Source organism: Streptomyces sp. NPDC021093 (assembly GCF_044333135.1).
Classification (GTDB): domain Bacteria; phylum Actinomycetota; class Actinomycetes; order Streptomycetales; family Streptomycetaceae; genus Streptomyces.
Genome location: NZ_JBIRQJ010000021.1, coordinates 60,192 through 73,486, shown reverse-complemented (window position 1 = coordinate 73,486; position 13,295 = coordinate 60,192). Strand labels below are relative to the sequence as shown.

11 protein-coding genes and 2 pseudogenes are annotated in these 13,295 nt (G+C 66.4%); 4 read left to right on the top strand and 9 right to left on the bottom strand.

Translation table 11 applies throughout. The annotated features are described in order from the left end of the window. Nucleotides 1–91 precede the first annotated feature (91 nt). Entirely contained in the window at nucleotides 92–964 is an 873-nt protein-coding gene (locus tag ACH4SP_RS42405; protein WP_398423830.1) for an ATP-dependent DNA ligase, read from the bottom strand. A gap of 65 nt (nucleotides 965–1,029) precedes the next feature. Here ACH4SP_RS42405 and ACH4SP_RS42400 point away from each other — a divergent pair, with 65 nt between their 5' ends. Further along, nucleotides 1,030–1,608, top strand: a complete 579-nt coding sequence (locus ACH4SP_RS42400; protein ID WP_398423828.1) for a helix-turn-helix domain-containing protein — start codon at nucleotides 1,030–1,032, stop codon at nucleotides 1,606–1,608. On the opposite strand, the pseudogene ACH4SP_RS42395 reads toward ACH4SP_RS42400, so the two are convergent. Further along, nucleotides 1,535–2,304, bottom strand: a pseudogene (locus ACH4SP_RS42395) (transposase); the annotation flags it as partial. The gene ACH4SP_RS42400 and the pseudogene ACH4SP_RS42395 overlap by 74 nt on opposite strands. Before the next feature lie 716 nt (nucleotides 2,305–3,020). After that, nucleotides 3,021–3,413 (bottom strand): hypothetical protein, encoded by a 393-nt coding sequence (locus ACH4SP_RS42390; RefSeq protein WP_398423826.1) that lies wholly within the window; start codon nucleotides 3,411–3,413, stop codon nucleotides 3,021–3,023. A 1,004-nt stretch (nucleotides 3,414–4,417) separates the two neighbouring features. Between ACH4SP_RS42390 and ACH4SP_RS42385 the strand changes: the two genes are divergently transcribed. After that, nucleotides 4,418–4,579 (top strand): hypothetical protein, encoded by a 162-nt coding sequence (locus ACH4SP_RS42385; RefSeq protein ID WP_398423823.1) that lies wholly within the window; start codon nucleotides 4,418–4,420, stop codon nucleotides 4,577–4,579. A gap of 305 nt (nucleotides 4,580–4,884) precedes the next feature. Here the strand turns inward: ACH4SP_RS42385 and ACH4SP_RS42380 are convergent, their stop codons facing one another. Then, nucleotides 4,885–5,136, bottom strand: a complete 252-nt coding sequence (locus ACH4SP_RS42380; RefSeq protein WP_398423821.1) for a hypothetical protein — start codon at nucleotides 5,134–5,136, stop codon at nucleotides 4,885–4,887. Between the two features lie 212 nt (nucleotides 5,137–5,348). Here ACH4SP_RS42380 and ACH4SP_RS42375 point away from each other — a divergent pair, with 212 nt between their 5' ends. Continuing rightward, nucleotides 5,349–6,266 (top strand): pentapeptide repeat-containing protein, encoded by a 918-nt coding sequence (locus ACH4SP_RS42375; protein WP_398423819.1) that lies wholly within the window; start codon nucleotides 5,349–5,351, stop codon nucleotides 6,264–6,266. A 376-nt stretch (nucleotides 6,267–6,642) separates the two neighbouring features. On the opposite strand, the gene ACH4SP_RS42370 is transcribed toward ACH4SP_RS42375, so the two are convergent. Beyond that, on the bottom strand, nucleotides 6,643–6,912 hold the full coding sequence (locus tag ACH4SP_RS42370; RefSeq protein ID WP_398423817.1) for a hypothetical protein: 270 nt from the start codon (nucleotides 6,910–6,912) through the stop codon (nucleotides 6,643–6,645). A gap of 275 nt (nucleotides 6,913–7,187) precedes the next feature. Here ACH4SP_RS42370 and ACH4SP_RS42365 point away from each other — a divergent pair. Further along, nucleotides 7,188–8,024 (top strand): annotated as a pseudogene (locus ACH4SP_RS42365) (IS5 family transposase); the annotation flags it as partial. 360 nt (nucleotides 8,025–8,384) lie between these two features. On the opposite strand, the gene ACH4SP_RS42360 reads toward ACH4SP_RS42365, so the two are convergent. The 4 genes from ACH4SP_RS42360 to ACH4SP_RS42345 all read right to left on the bottom strand — a co-directional run bounded on the left by ACH4SP_RS42360 (nucleotide 8,385) and on the right by ACH4SP_RS42345 (nucleotide 13,288). After that, nucleotides 8,385–9,716, bottom strand: coding sequence for a peptide ligase PGM1-related protein (locus ACH4SP_RS42360; RefSeq protein ID WP_398423815.1), 1,332 nt, complete (start codon nucleotides 9,714–9,716; stop codon nucleotides 8,385–8,387). Between the two features lie 85 nt (nucleotides 9,717–9,801). Further along, the gene (locus ACH4SP_RS42355; RefSeq protein WP_398423813.1) at nucleotides 9,802–11,100 is read right to left on the bottom strand and encodes an MFS transporter; all 1,299 of its coding nucleotides are present in this window, start codon (nucleotides 11,098–11,100) and stop codon (nucleotides 9,802–9,804) included. Nucleotides 11,101–11,105: 5 nt separating this feature from the next. Further along, complete coding sequence (locus tag ACH4SP_RS42350; protein ID WP_398423811.1) at nucleotides 11,106–12,242, bottom strand: class I SAM-dependent methyltransferase; 1,137 nt, start codon at nucleotides 12,240–12,242, stop codon at nucleotides 11,106–11,108. Further along, nucleotides 12,239–13,288 carry a methyltransferase gene (locus tag ACH4SP_RS42345; protein ID WP_398423809.1) on the bottom strand — a complete coding sequence of 350 codons (1,050 nt, stop codon included), beginning with the start codon at nucleotides 13,286–13,288 and terminating at the stop codon, nucleotides 12,239–12,241. The genes ACH4SP_RS42350 and ACH4SP_RS42345 overlap by 4 nt, the downstream gene beginning before the upstream one ends. Nucleotides 13,289–13,295 lie beyond the last annotated feature (7 nt).

Below are 13,295 nucleotides of genomic sequence, written 5' to 3'. Positions count from 1 at the left end.
GCTCGGCATCGCCCGGATGCACAACCTCGCCCTCGACGGGTAGGTAAACGACCCTGCCCCAACAACTCAAAGATCAGTTACGGGACAGCTCTTAGCCGTCCTCGGGGGCCAGGTCGGGGCGCAGCCGGTACCAGGAGGGATGCCTCAGCCGTCCGGCCCGGGGCCGTGTGGCGTAGCGGATTTCGCCGACCAGGCGGGGCAGCACCCAGCGGGCGCCGGGCACGTCCAGGAGCGTGGTGAACGGGCAGTCGTCGGCCTCGGCGACGGCCAGGAGGTGGGCGAGGCTGGCGCGTTCGCGTTCGACCGCGGGTGCCGACGCTGCCCGTGTACCGCAGTCCGCCGGACCCGTCGGGCTCGCCGACCAGGACCGTGCCGGGCAGCCCGGACAGTGCTCCCCGGCCGGGCACCCACCCGCCGACCACCACGTCGGCGGTCCGTTCATGCTCTTGCCCTTGATCCACGGCTTCGAACGGACCCCCCGGTTCGTACGGTGCCGCCAGCAGTTGTCGACGATTCCCTCCAACTGGTGCTCGCGGGTCAGCTCGTACGCCTCGCGGACGTGGCCAACCACCGCGGCCGGGGTCGACCAGTGCGCCCCGTGGAGTCCGAGGTCCTCCAATACCCGGCGGCGGTCGGCAAACGGGCGGTCGAGCAGGCTGCGGTCGTCCAGGTGCAGGGCGTCGAAGAGCACCAGGTGCACCGGGACCGTCGCGACGAGCCGGGCGGCTTTCGCCGGGGAGGCTCCCATCCGTGACTGGAGCCGCGCGAAGTCGGGGCGGCCTTCCTCGTCGAGGGCGACGATCTCCCCGTCGAGCACGGCCGGCATTCCGGCGAGGGCGTCTGCCAGGGCGTGGAGCTCGGGGTACACCGCCGTCACCGGAGCGCCCGATCGTGAGCGGATCACCAGCCTGCCGTCGCCCGGTAGGTACACGATGGCGCGCATTCCGTCCTGCCTCGTTTCCACCGTCTAAGCGATCTTGGTAATTTGCGGTGCGGCTTGGGTAGAGGACCTGGCAGGAGGGGGCGGCCATGGTAATGACGCCGCTGCGTGTAGAGCTGTCGTCAGCCCAAGTCGCTGAGTTGTGGTGGCGGTTGAGGCGCCGGGATCTCGTGCCCAATGAGCGGATGCGGTTGGAGTGTGTGCGCCTCGCGGCCCACGGCCGGACCTCGCCCGTGATCGCGTCAGTCGTGGAGTGGCACGTGGTCACGGTGCGCAAGGCCCTGCACCAATTCCTCGACAGAGGATTCGAAGCTCTGGCGGACGCGCCGCGTCCGGGGCGTCCGCCGCGCTGGACGCGCAAGGACCTGGACGCGTTGGAAGAGATGCTGACCTCCAGGCCCTCGATCTCGCCGAGCCAGCCCTCACGCCGGGCCTCCGCGGCACGGTCGTGGAGGTGGTCGCGGATCTCGGACCAGGCGCGGGCGCTGGGCGGGGTCGGGGCGCAGGAGTGCGCAGCGGATGCAGGCGTGTTCCGGCGGGCCTGCCGCGCTCCCGCCGCTCCTGTCCCGTGTCACCGATTCCTAATGCGGTTTGTCAAGCCGCGAGGGCCGTCGGTGGCGAGAGCTCGTAGCTCCGTCCGTCGCGCAATAGGGCCCACAGAACGTTGACGCGGCGGCGGGCGAGAGCGAGGACGGCCTGGGTGTGGCGCTTGCCCTCGGCTTGTTTGCGGTCGTAGAACCGGCGGGACTCCTCGCACTTTCGGATGCTGAACAAGGCGGATGTGTAGAAGACGCGTTGGAGTCTGCGGTTGTATCGCTGCGGGCGCCGCAGGTTGCCGCTGATCTTGCCGGAGTCCCGTGGGGCCGGGGCGACGCCGCCGGAGCCAGCAAGCCGGTCAGGAGTCCCGAAGACGGCCATATCACCGCCGGTGGCGGCCAGGAACTCGGCGCCGAGGATGACACCCAGGCCCGGCATGCTGGTGATCACTTCGAAGTGGTGGTGTTCGCGAAACCGGGCCTCGATTGCCTTGTCGATCTCGACGACCTGCTGGTTGAGAGCCATCACCTCCGCTGCCAACGTGTGCACCAGCTGGGCGGTCAGCCTCTCGCCCGGCAGGCTGGTGTGCTGGCACTCGGCGGCCTCGAAGGCGGCCTCGGCCAGCTGGTCGGCGCGGTGGACCTTGCGATTACGGAGCCACGTTTCCAGCCTCTTGCGGCCGGCCCGGCGGAGGGCTGCCGGCGTTTGGTAGCCGGTCAGCAAGACGAGCGGGCCGGTGTTGGTGACGTCGAGAGCGCGCTCCAAGCCGGGAAGATTCCGGTGAGCTGGGCGCGCAGCCGGTTGACGGTGCGGAGCCACTCAGCTACCTAATCCCAGGCCTCAACCGCATGGGTCGGGCCGACACCTCACTAGCTGTTCGTGGCACCAGCTCACCCCACGGGCCCCGGTCTATGCAGGAGCTCAGAGGGCTCGGGCATCGCAAGAGGTCACCGCACGATGGGCTCGCACCACCAACACCAACGAGTGATCAAGTGGTCGGTGTTGACGCTTGACGGCGTCGGACGCCGCGCAGTCTGGTGGAAGGCGTCAAAGCCCGGCATCACAAAGGCGTCCGCCCGGCGCCGACAGGCGCCAACACCGACCTGCTGGTGGTGGCGACCACGAAGGCGTCGGACGTCGCCGCTCTACGTTGAGGCATTGATGCCTGGGAAGTTTTAGCCATCCGTCCGGCGCCCACGCGACCGCCACCACCCTGAGCACCAAGATCGCCCACGCGGTCTACGTTGAGGCCTGATCAGCCCGGCTGCCCATGGATGTCACAACCTGGTACTCGAACATCCCGAGAAGCACCCGCTCCGACGGAACGTCCCTAACTACGGATTAGGGAAGTTTGAGTGATGTCAGCGTACTGATTGAGAACCGATCCAGAACATGTCTGAAATATGCAAGATTGCACCAGAAGTGCAAGATGCAACAGTCTGGCGGGGGAGAGTCCCAGAAACGGGCCTGCTGGGGTGCGTACGTGACGACGGCCCTGCCTCCCGCAGGCAGGGCCGTCGTCAGCAGGCGGGCTTGAAGCCGTTCAGCTGGTTTCGTCGGCGTACGACTCCGAATTCCCTGTCTCGGCGTTCGGCAGACAGCTGTACCGGGCATCGTTGCCCGTCGAGTCGTAGCCCGTGATGAGGAGGCTGCTGGTGGTGTATGCAGTGATGGCGCTGGAGGTGTCCTGGCCAAGCTCCTCTTCCTGCAGATCCAGGATGTGGCCGACGTTAGGCAGACAGCCGGTGTTCTGAATTGCGGGCGGCGTCGGGTCAGCTTGGGCCAGCGAAGCGCTCGCGGTCAGGACGGCGCCGGCGAGGGTGATGGCGGCGAGTACGCGTCTGGTGTTGTTCACGGCCAGTGAACGATCCTCAACGCGCCGAGTAACGACGCCCAGTCCGGCTGCCCTGCTCAGCACGGTCGCGACCTGCGTCATGACAAGCATCCATCCCCGCATTCTGCCGCCTCCCCGTGACATCGCCGGGCCTCAGCCGCAGAGCGGTTGGTCAGGACGGGCACTCAACCTTCCCTACATTGCTCTGCGGGACCGGGCGAGCCCTTCGTATGGTTGGCCCACCCGGTCCGGTGTGGCTTTCAAGGTTCTGCCGCTTGCGCCGGGCACGGCACTGTCGCACCATGCACCCGCGATACCTCCCGGCCCTCCTGGCCGTCGCCCTGCCACTCGCCCTCTGTGCGGTGGGGTGCGTCGCAGTACCCGCTGCTGTCCCCGTCGCCCGGCCCGCGCTCCCCGTCGAGCGCCCGCAGCTCGCGCATGCCGTCCCGCTCTGGCCGGCCCCCATCGAGCCGCCCGCCATCACCACCCTGGGGCCCGCCGGAACACCCCCGCTGGAACCCGCAGCAACTCCCGATCACAGAAGAAGAGTTAATGCGGACCGGGCGGAACCCGCTCCCCGGGAGGGCCGGCCCCGGGCACCGCGCCGCCGGGCAACTCCCCCGCCGCGCTACTTCGCACGAACGGGCCCGTTCCCCCAGCAGACGGCTGCGCCGCCCCGTACTACTCGCCGGGCGACACCGGCCGCTCCCCGGCCCGCGAAGCCCCGCGCACGGCAGGAGTACGACGGGAGCATCGTCTGTTCCTGGGCGCAAGGGATCGCCGCCCCTGCCACGGTCGCCGCGTGCCGCAAGCAGCACGGCCGATGATCAACCAGTGAGGACCGGCCGGCCGATGTGCGGGGTCCGGTCTCCACTCCGTACCCGGCGGCGCGCAGACAGCCGGCCACATCCTCGACGACGCGACCGACCGGTGCTACCTCCCCCGCACGCCCCGGGCGAGCGGCGCACGGCCCTGAGCGCCTGCCCCGAATGCCGGGCTCAGTACATCACCCGCACCACCCGTCACAGATTTGCTCACTTTCGCCGTCCAATTCCGCCACCGGGTACTACCAGGCGAACACCCGCCAACGACACCACGGAGACGCAATGAGCGATCACAACCCCGAGGGGCACTACGACGAGTGCCCCGCCCTCGAATCCCCCTCCAAGCAATGCCTCTGCGCGGGCATCACGGCAGAGGCCAAGGCCTACTACGCGGAAGACGACAACAAGATCGCCCAGCAGCTGAGCTGGCGTCAGCCGCTCTGACACTGCCCCTCTGGGGGAGCGGGTCATACGACTCTCGACGGCCCGTCGCTCGGCGGCTGTGGGCTCGGTGCCGCGGGGCCAGCTGTCGCCGCTCTCGTCGAGCAGTCGCTCCAGCATCGCCGGATAGCGAAGTAGGAAGTCGAGTTTGGCCAGTTTGGTGAGTCCTGCAAGGCCTGTTCGTGCCGTGGTGAAGCGTCCGATCAGCAGCAGGACTCTCGCCTCGTGGTAGTGAGCCTCACGGCGCTCCTCGCTACGAGCCTGCACCTTGATGCGCGTCTCGGAAGCCAGACGCTCGGAGGCGTTACTCACGATGCCTCCTCGTCGGAGATCGTGAAGACGTCGGAGAAGTAGTAGTCGCAGTCGTCGCACAGCTGATACGCGAGGCCACGAAGATGCTTGCCATTGATCTTGAACGGCAGGGTCACCGACATCGCCTCAGGCATCAGCCGCTGCCTCAAGAGCCGGTTCGTCCGCGCCCCGTACGGATTGCCCTCCGCCGTCTCGCTCTGCGCGTCCGCACGGCAGTCGAAGGCGGTGTCCAAGACCTCCAGCCGCATATTGGCGAGATCGGCACTGTCTCCTGGCAATCCCGACTGGTGCTGTTTCCAGGCGACGAGTGCTCGGAATATGCTCCCGTCCTTCCAGATCCCGCCCGGATTCCTGGCGGCTTCCGGCGTGCGGAGACTGGCTGCCCTTGCAGTGGGGCAAAGTGGCGCGTCCAGCCTCGTCGACAGGGGGGAACGTGGTACCAATGCGGTCGCATCCAAGGGTGCTCGGCGCACTGGGCGGAGTTGTTGTACTGATCGCTCTGGCCGCGGTCGTCTGGCTGCCCCGAATGGTCTATCCACCCCTCGCGTCGCGCGAGCTGGGTCAGGTGACAAGCGCAGAGAAGCGCGTCGAGCTGCAACAAGCCCAGTCCCGGGTACAGAACGACTTCCGCAGCCAATTGCTGCGAGCCATGGGCGGGTTGGTCGTCGTCGCGGGCGCAGCCGTCGGCTGGCAGCAACTCCGGCTCGCCCGCGAGGGGCAGATAACGGAACGCTTCACCCGCGCGATCGATCACCTCGGCAGCGAAACACGCGATGTTCGGCTCGGGGGCATCTACGCCCTCGAACGGGTCGCCAAGAACTCTCCCGACGACCGACCGACCGTCACCGACACTCTGTGCGCGTTCGTCCGTGAACATGCTCGATGGCCGGTTGGCGCCCTCGACGGACCAGAACACCCCACGCCCACCGTGGATCGCCAAGTGCCCTGGCTGACCGCCCGGGCCCCAGACGTACAGACCGCCCTGTACGTGCTGGGCCGCCGCCCTGGGCATCCTCAGGAACACACGTTGTACCTGTCGCGAGCAGATTTGCGCCGCGCGCACCTCTCCAGGGCACAGCTGCAGGGTGCCAACCTGCGCCATTCGAATCTGTCCCGTGCCTACATGCCCAGTAGCAACTTGGAGGACGGACAACTGGTGAACGTTGATCTCCGTCACGCCCTCCTTCGAGGTGCCCGGTTGTCGCACGCTGACCTGCGCGACGCGCATCTGGAACACGCCGACCTGCGGCAGGCAATCTTGCACGGTGCTGATCTGCGGGGAGCCAACCTGTCGGACGCCTACTTGGACGGTGCCGACCTCACCGATGTCCGCGCGGACGACACGACAACCTGGCCCGACACCCACCGCCGTCCATAGTGTGCGCAACCGTGCTGGGCAGAAGCGCTCCCCCGACTCCTCTCAGCCGGTTTGCACGGGGAGCTCCAGGGCGTCAGAACGCCGCCGCGTCATCCCACGCGGTTCGAACTCTCGTGGCAGCCACGGTTCGCCGTCACCAGTGCCAACGATGTCAGGCCGTGTCCGACGGCGCTCACGTCATACGAGCTGATCGCCTCTCGGGCGGCGACACGATGAGGAAGCGCTCCGGTCGGCCGCCTCGGTTCGCGGCGATCCCCAACGAGACCGTCGACGACGCGGTCTGCCTCGACTTCATGGCACTGGCGCTGCTCACCGTGCTGATCCGTCATCAGGACGGGTGGGAGATCACGCTCGCCAAGATCAGCGCGAAGTACGGCTACGGCCGGGACGCCATGGCGGGGGCCATGGGGTACTTGCAAGTGGCCCGGTACGTGGTCAAGGTGAGGATCATGTCGGGGAGCGCAACCGGTGGTCGACCGAGGTCGTCGTGTACGACACCCCAGCCACCGACGACGAGGTCGACCAGCTCCTGGCCTCCCTCGCCCTCGAGCCCGACATCCGCCGAGCCGAGGTCGTTCCACCGACGAAGACGGCCGTCGAACAGGGGCAGAAGCGGCGGGTCAAGCTCCGCAAGAAGCAGCGCCACGGGCCGACAATCACCATCCCTGCCCGAATGCCGGGATTCCCGACAGTCGGGGGACCCCGCAGTCTCTAACTGAGCGTTTGGGACTGTTTCATTTGTGTTCGGGATGATTTTGAGGCCCTCTGGTTCCGGGGCGGGAGGTGCAGTCGAGCTGCGCGGCTGTGTGGTGACGGCAGAGGACTGTTTCGTTCCAGCACCTCGCGCCTCCTCCCAACCCGTCCCCGCGCACGGCCCTTTGTCCCCTGGACCCGGCGCCCTCCGCGCGGTACATCACAAACATGACCCCGCGCGACGGGTATCCCAGCGACCTCTCGGACGGACGCCGGGCACTGATCGAACCGGTCCTCACGGCCTGGCGGACCAGGCGCCGCAGGGACGCCCTGGACATCGGGCGCCCACCCGAACACGATCTGCGCTCCCTGATGAACGAGGTGCTCTACGTGGACCGCACCGGCATCCCCTGGCGCTACCTGCCGCACGACTTCGCCCCGTGGGCCACGGTGTACGGCTACTTCGCGAAGTGGCAGCAGGACGGCGTGTCCGAAGAACTCACCGGCCTGCTGCGGCGCTTGGTCCGGGAGAGCGAAGGACGCGACGGCGAACCGCCGGCCTGCGTGCTGGACTCCCAGACCGTCAAGACCTCCGCCAACGTGCACCTCACCGGTCAGGGCACCGACGCCGGGAAACGCATCATCGGCCGCAAGCGCCACCTCGGCTGCGACACCCTCGGCCTGCTGCTGACCGTCCTGGTCACCGCCGCCAGCGTCTCCGACACCGCGGCCGGTGTCACCCTGCCGACCCGCATCGCCGCCGCCCACCCGCACGTCACCAAGGTCTGGGCCGACGCCGGCCACCGCACCACGGCCATCAACCACGGCGCCCGCCTGGGCATCGACGTCCACCCCGTCCAACGCCCGCCAGGCACCAAGGGATTCAAAATCATCCCGAGACGCTGGACCATCGAACGCAGCATCGGCCGGCTCATGCACCACCGACGCCTCGCCCGCGACTACGAAACCCACCCCCACCGCTCCGAAGCCACGATCCACCTCGCGACGACCGACCTCATGACCCGCCGCCTCACCGGCGAAACCACCCCCAACTGGCACGGAACCACCACAACGAGGGACACCATCGGCTCCAGGGCCTCCCGGCACTGCACGGTTAGATTCGCATCCCCGAGTTACCGAGAGGCCCTGCCTTCATGCGCGTACAACGGGAAGATCACCCCGGCGGGAAACTTGTTCGATCCACCCGTTCCACGATCGGTTGAGATAAGGCTTCTCAACTCACACCAGGGCTGAATAGCGATCCGGTGATCTTCCCGGAGGTGGTGGCCGTGGCGGATGCACTCGCGTCACGAAGCCCGAGCGGTCCTGACTCAATCCCACCCGCACCATCTGAACAATCCGCAGGTCACAGCCCCACCCTCTGATCATCTTCCCCCGTCAACGACACCTGCATAAATGCCTGCGCTATTGGGCGGCTTCGCTGCCGCCTTCGCCGGCGAACAGTCGCGCCAGTTGCGCATCGGTGGCTTCCGCGCGTGCGAGGCTCTCCTCGACGACGCAGTGCAGCAGAGTGCCGTCGCGCCGGTCGAAGGCACTGCTTATGACCACGCCCTTACGGGTGTCGGGGTCATAGGAAAGACCAGCATCCGTGAGAAGCTGGACCGCCGTATCGAATGAAGGAACTGACCAGCCCTTGGGCCAGAATCCCTCGAGTAGAATACGGTCCTTCATGAAGTCCCGGCCGACGACCTTCTCCCCGATGATGCGATACACGTGTGTCGAGCCGCTGACACGCCCGTTGTACTCGGTGAAGAACACCTCGCCTGCAGGAGTGATGAGACCGTCCGCGCCGAGTGTGCCGCGGTACCCCATGGCCTGCAGTGGCTCGCACAGGCGCCGCCCCTGGCGGGTGAGTTCTTCAAGCACCTGCGGAGGACACTCCGGGGGCGGGATGATCTGTTTCGTCACCACCGGTTCGGACAGCATGTCGCCGTTTGCCCCGAACACGATATCGTCGTCGGTGATGGAGAATTCCGCGAAGCATGCGACGCTTCCCGGATGGTATTGCTCCACGACGAAGCGGTGCCTGCCCCCGTCGCTGAGCCAGTCCCATCGCTCTTCCACGTACCTGTGCACGGATTCCTCGTCGGTGGCCGGCACGACATTCTTCGCGCCCACCGGGGTGACGTCGGGTATGGGACTCACGATTTCGTTTCCGGCGCCTCCGGACATGTAGTCCTTCTTCAGCATGGCGATGTGGCCTGCTCCCACCAGTTCCCAGATCGCGTCTGCCGCGTCCTCGTGATCGGCGCACACGCGCCCGCGCGGCAGCCCAACGCCGGCGCCCGCGGCGATTGCTCGGAACGCCGTCTTGCTGTTCAGCAAAGCGCCCCCGCTCTGTTCGGCGAAGCCGTGTCCGGCCAAGGCATTGGGCACGCCCAGAGCGCTGGCCATGCGAGCGACCGAGGCGCTGGGCCATAGCGGGAAGACGCTGGTGACAGCGCGTCCGGCAAGTGCCGTACGTATCTCGCCGAGCAGCCGCTCGTCCGTAAGGCTCCGCCCTGACAACGTGTCCGAGCGGCCACCGTCTCTGGGTGGCACCAGTACCGTCAACGATGAGCGCTGAGTGCCCGTCATCGTGGTTACGTAGGAAAGGAAGGATTCATCCGGCTCCGCCGGCATGATGACGATGTCGCCGTCCTCCGCGAACCATGCCACGCGCTGGTTCCACCAGCCCGACGCCGGGCGAGTGCGCAGGACATCATCGAAGTCGTTGCCGACCAGGATCCTCACCATAGCGGTCACCTATCCAAGACGGGACATGCAGCGGACGTGCACGGATACATCACGAATGATCACCTCGCAGCTAGTCCTTGCCGATTCAGTTCTTGTCGCTGACGGATACGTCGTCCTGGCTGTTTTGCTTATCGCCCCCGAGGTCTGGTCCGGGGTGATCAGCATTCGAGCCGAAGCGCCGCAATGCGGGGAAATACAGCGCAACGACTGCTAGGGCGACAACACATGAGAGGCCGCCTGTGAACGCGCTGATCGAAGGTGTGGCGACGGAAGCGACGACACCACCGCGGAAATTTCCCAGATGCGGGCCTCCTGCACCGATGACGAAATCGACGGAGGTGGCACGTCCGCGGAACTGGTCGGGAATGCTGGACTGCACAATAGCCCCCCGCAGCACGACGATCGTCGCATCGGCGGCACCTGCGATCCCCAAGAGCCCTAGCGCAAGCCACAACTGATCGGTCAGCCCGAGGCAGGCGATCGCCCCGCCCCACAGCATTCCCGTGCCCAAGAGCCAGGCCCCCTTGCGTCGGGTGCGGCCGACCGCACCCGACAGCACCATGGCCAGCACTGCTCCGACACCCGGTGCGGCGTTGAGTAGTCCCAGCGTCCTGGGGGAGCCGCCGAAGTTGAGGGCGTTGAGTGCCGGGAGGATAGCGAAAGGCATTGCGAGCGCGGTGGTGCTCAGGTCGGTGAGCATCGCGCCGCCCACTATCCGATTGCGGCTTATGTAGCGCAATCCCTCCCAGATGGATTTAATCCCAGGTTTCGTCTTCTGTTCCTCCACACGCATCGTGGGCAGCCGGAAAGCCGCGTAGAGAGAGACGAGGAAGGTGAGAGCATCGATGAGGTAAATGACCTTCACCCCGCCCGCCGCGGCTAGCATTCCCGCCAGAATGGGGCCTGTCATCACGCTGGTATGGAAGGCCAGCATCTGCAGGGCAAGCCCAGCGGGCAGCAACTGCTCGGAAAGCAGCCGCGGGACGAATGTACGGCGCGTCGGCGCGTCAACGGCCAGCAGCAGCGACTGCAGGGCGGTGAGGGCGTAAAGCGGCCACACCTGCTGGTTGCCCGCCCAGGCCAGTACCGCGAAAAGGACCGCTGTCCCGGTCATTCCGGTAGTGGTCGCCAAGACCAGCTTGCGGCGGTCCAGCGCGTCTGCCAGTGATCCTCCGATGAGCCCGACGATGAGCATCGGCACCACGGTGGCAAGACCTACCGCGCCCACCGCCACCGAGGATCCGGTGAGTTGGTACACCTGGAGGATGACCGCGAAGGAGGTCATTCTGCTGCCCACCGAGGACAGCGCGCCGCCGATCCAGAGTCTGCGGAATGATGCGCTGGACTTGAGCGGCTCGATATCGACAACCAGCTTGCGCAGCAATACCCTCACCGCTCCTCATGCGTCGTCAGCAGTCTGCGGTACAACGGGTGGCTGTGCAGCAGTTTTCCGTGGTGCAGAGATGTGTGCTGCGCGTGCAAGTCGCTGCCTCCAGCACGGAGCGTTGCCTTGATGTGGTAGTCGGGATGCGTGTGATCGTCGCTCAGTTCGGTTCGGAAGGTGACGTGGAGTTGGTCACCGGGCTCCACGGGTATTTCGTGATCAAACAGGGGGAAGTAGACGGAGGCCCAGCTGGTGTTGTCGCGCAGTGCGTCGAGTGGCACTTCATCAGGCAGGCAGGCGATCTGCAGCCAGGTCAGTATGCCGTCCATATGGCCGGACCGCGTAACCTTGAATGTCACCGACTGTTCCTGCTCGCAGCGCAACTCCCCATTGAAGTCGAGCACCTCAACGGCTTCCTGGGTGGAGATGACTGCATCGCGATCAGGGTTCCGGATACGCAGGCGAACGTCAAAAGGAGCTCTGTTCCAGCCGATGATCCGCTCCAAGAGCGGCACCGCCTCGACCGCAAAGGCCGGCTCCCGGCCGCCTAGGACCTTGCGGAGGGACACGGCGGCGGACTGCGTGTCACAGTGATGGGGGATGATGACAGCCCCGGGCTTGAGCAGACGGCGCCGGGCATCGCTGAGGATGGCCGCCGCGCCTTCCGCGCCCGCGACGGACCCGATCACTTCGGCAACGCATACGTCCGCCGGGCGACCGACCGACAGGTCCGTTGACGCCCCGTGAAGCAGGGTGATGGCCTCACCCGTGCCGCTCCGGCCGACATTCTCGGCGGCGGCGGCAAAGGCGTCTTCCATCACCTCCATGGCCACTACGTGGCGTGCACCGGCGGCGATGGCCTCGCGCGCCCAGAAGGCTTCCTCGCCGGTACCGATGTCGAGTACAACCTTTCCCTGGGACAGCTTTTGCAGCGCCGCCCTGAATCTGTTGTTGCGGGTCTCGTCCGAGGTGAGGGACCGGTACAGGTCGGAATTGTAGATCGGGTATTCCCCGATGGCAGGCCACATTGCTGGCGAATCCGGAGGCAAGGGTGATTCGTGGACGAGGGCATTCACCGCGGGCCGGACGTTCTTGAGTTCGATGTACCGTAATGTATTGCGCGGCCCGTCAAGGTGCGTCATGGCTTCACTCCGATGTGCAGGCCGTGTTCGTACGGGAGGTTCCTGAGCGTTCTGATCTGCCCGAAGCCGGCCTGTCGCAGCCACGCCTCGTAATCGCACGCCGGATAGGCCATGCCTTGGCCACTGGCCAGCGCGTTGAGGTAGAGCGAGAGGCGGGCGGAGTACCAGCCTTCCGTCTCGTCGTCCGACGCGTTGAACCCGTAGATGAGGACTCGTCCGCCGGTTGGAAGAATCTCGCATGCCTTCCGCAGCAGCGTCGTGATCTGGTCGCCGGAGAAGACTTCCAGCACATGGCTGAACAACACGGTGTCGTGGCCCTGAGGAAAGGGATCGGTGAACAGATCCCCGGGGTGCAGGGTGATCCGGTCCTCGAAGCCGACCACGGTCGCTTGACCGGCGAGGCGGGACACACTCGGAATGTCGAATACGGTCGAGGTCAGTTCGGGGTGGCGGGCCGCGAGGCGGACGCTGGTGGTCCCGTCGCCGCCGCCCACGTCGAGCAGTCGGCGCACCGCCGTGAACTGACCGCTGTCAACAAGGGCATCGATGGTGCGCAGGGTGAAGGCGGTCATGGCGCGGTGGAAGACGGCCTCAAGCCGCGGCTGGTACGGCAGCCTCTGGTAAAGAGTCGGCTCGTCACCCGGATACGCGGACAGCGCGGTGTTCGTACCGGTTTTGAGCGCTTCCGTCAGGTGGGTGAAGGCCGGGTAGTACACCTCCCGCCAGCCGGTCAGAATGTTCCGCCAGCTCTCGGGCCCTGTCGCGGTAAGGAGGTCGTCGGCGACCGCGGAGTTCGCATACCGGCCGTCGCGCCGCACCAGCAGCCCGGTCGTGCACACGGCGTGTAGCAACACACGTAGGGAGTGGGGCGGCAGACCCGTCTCGGCCTGCAGATCTTCGAAGGTAGCCGGGCGCCCGAAGAGGGTGATGAACAGATCCAGTTCCAAAGCAGTGGTCAGGGCATTGACCAGGGCCGGGGCGTTCACGAGGAGATGAAATCGCTCCAGGACCGGGTCCACAGTGCCCGTGCCCTCGTTGGTCGGCACAGAGTTC

What these genes read in the sequence shown, in the direction of transcription:
- ACH4SP_RS42400 (WP_398423828.1), top strand. Translation starts at nt 1,030, where the DNA reads ATGGTAATGACGCCGCTGCGTGTAGAGCTGTCGTCAGCCCAAGTCGCT.
- ACH4SP_RS42390 (WP_398423826.1), bottom strand. Translation starts at nt 3,413, where the DNA reads ATGACGCAGGTCGCGACCGTGCTGAGCAGGGCAGCCGGACTGGGCGTC.
- ACH4SP_RS42385 (WP_398423823.1), top strand. Translation starts at nt 4,418, where the DNA reads ATGAGCGATCACAACCCCGAGGGGCACTACGACGAGTGCCCCGCCCTC.
- ACH4SP_RS42380 (WP_398423821.1), bottom strand. Translation starts at nt 5,136, where the DNA reads ATGCGGCTGGAGGTCTTGGACACCGCCTTCGACTGCCGTGCGGACGCG.
- ACH4SP_RS42360 (WP_398423815.1), bottom strand. Translation starts at nt 9,716, where the DNA reads ATGGTGAGGATCCTGGTCGGCAACGACTTCGATGATGTCCTGCGCACT.
- ACH4SP_RS42350 (WP_398423811.1), bottom strand. Translation starts at nt 12,242, where the DNA reads ATGACGCACCTTGACGGGCCGCGCAATACATTACGGTACATCGAACTC.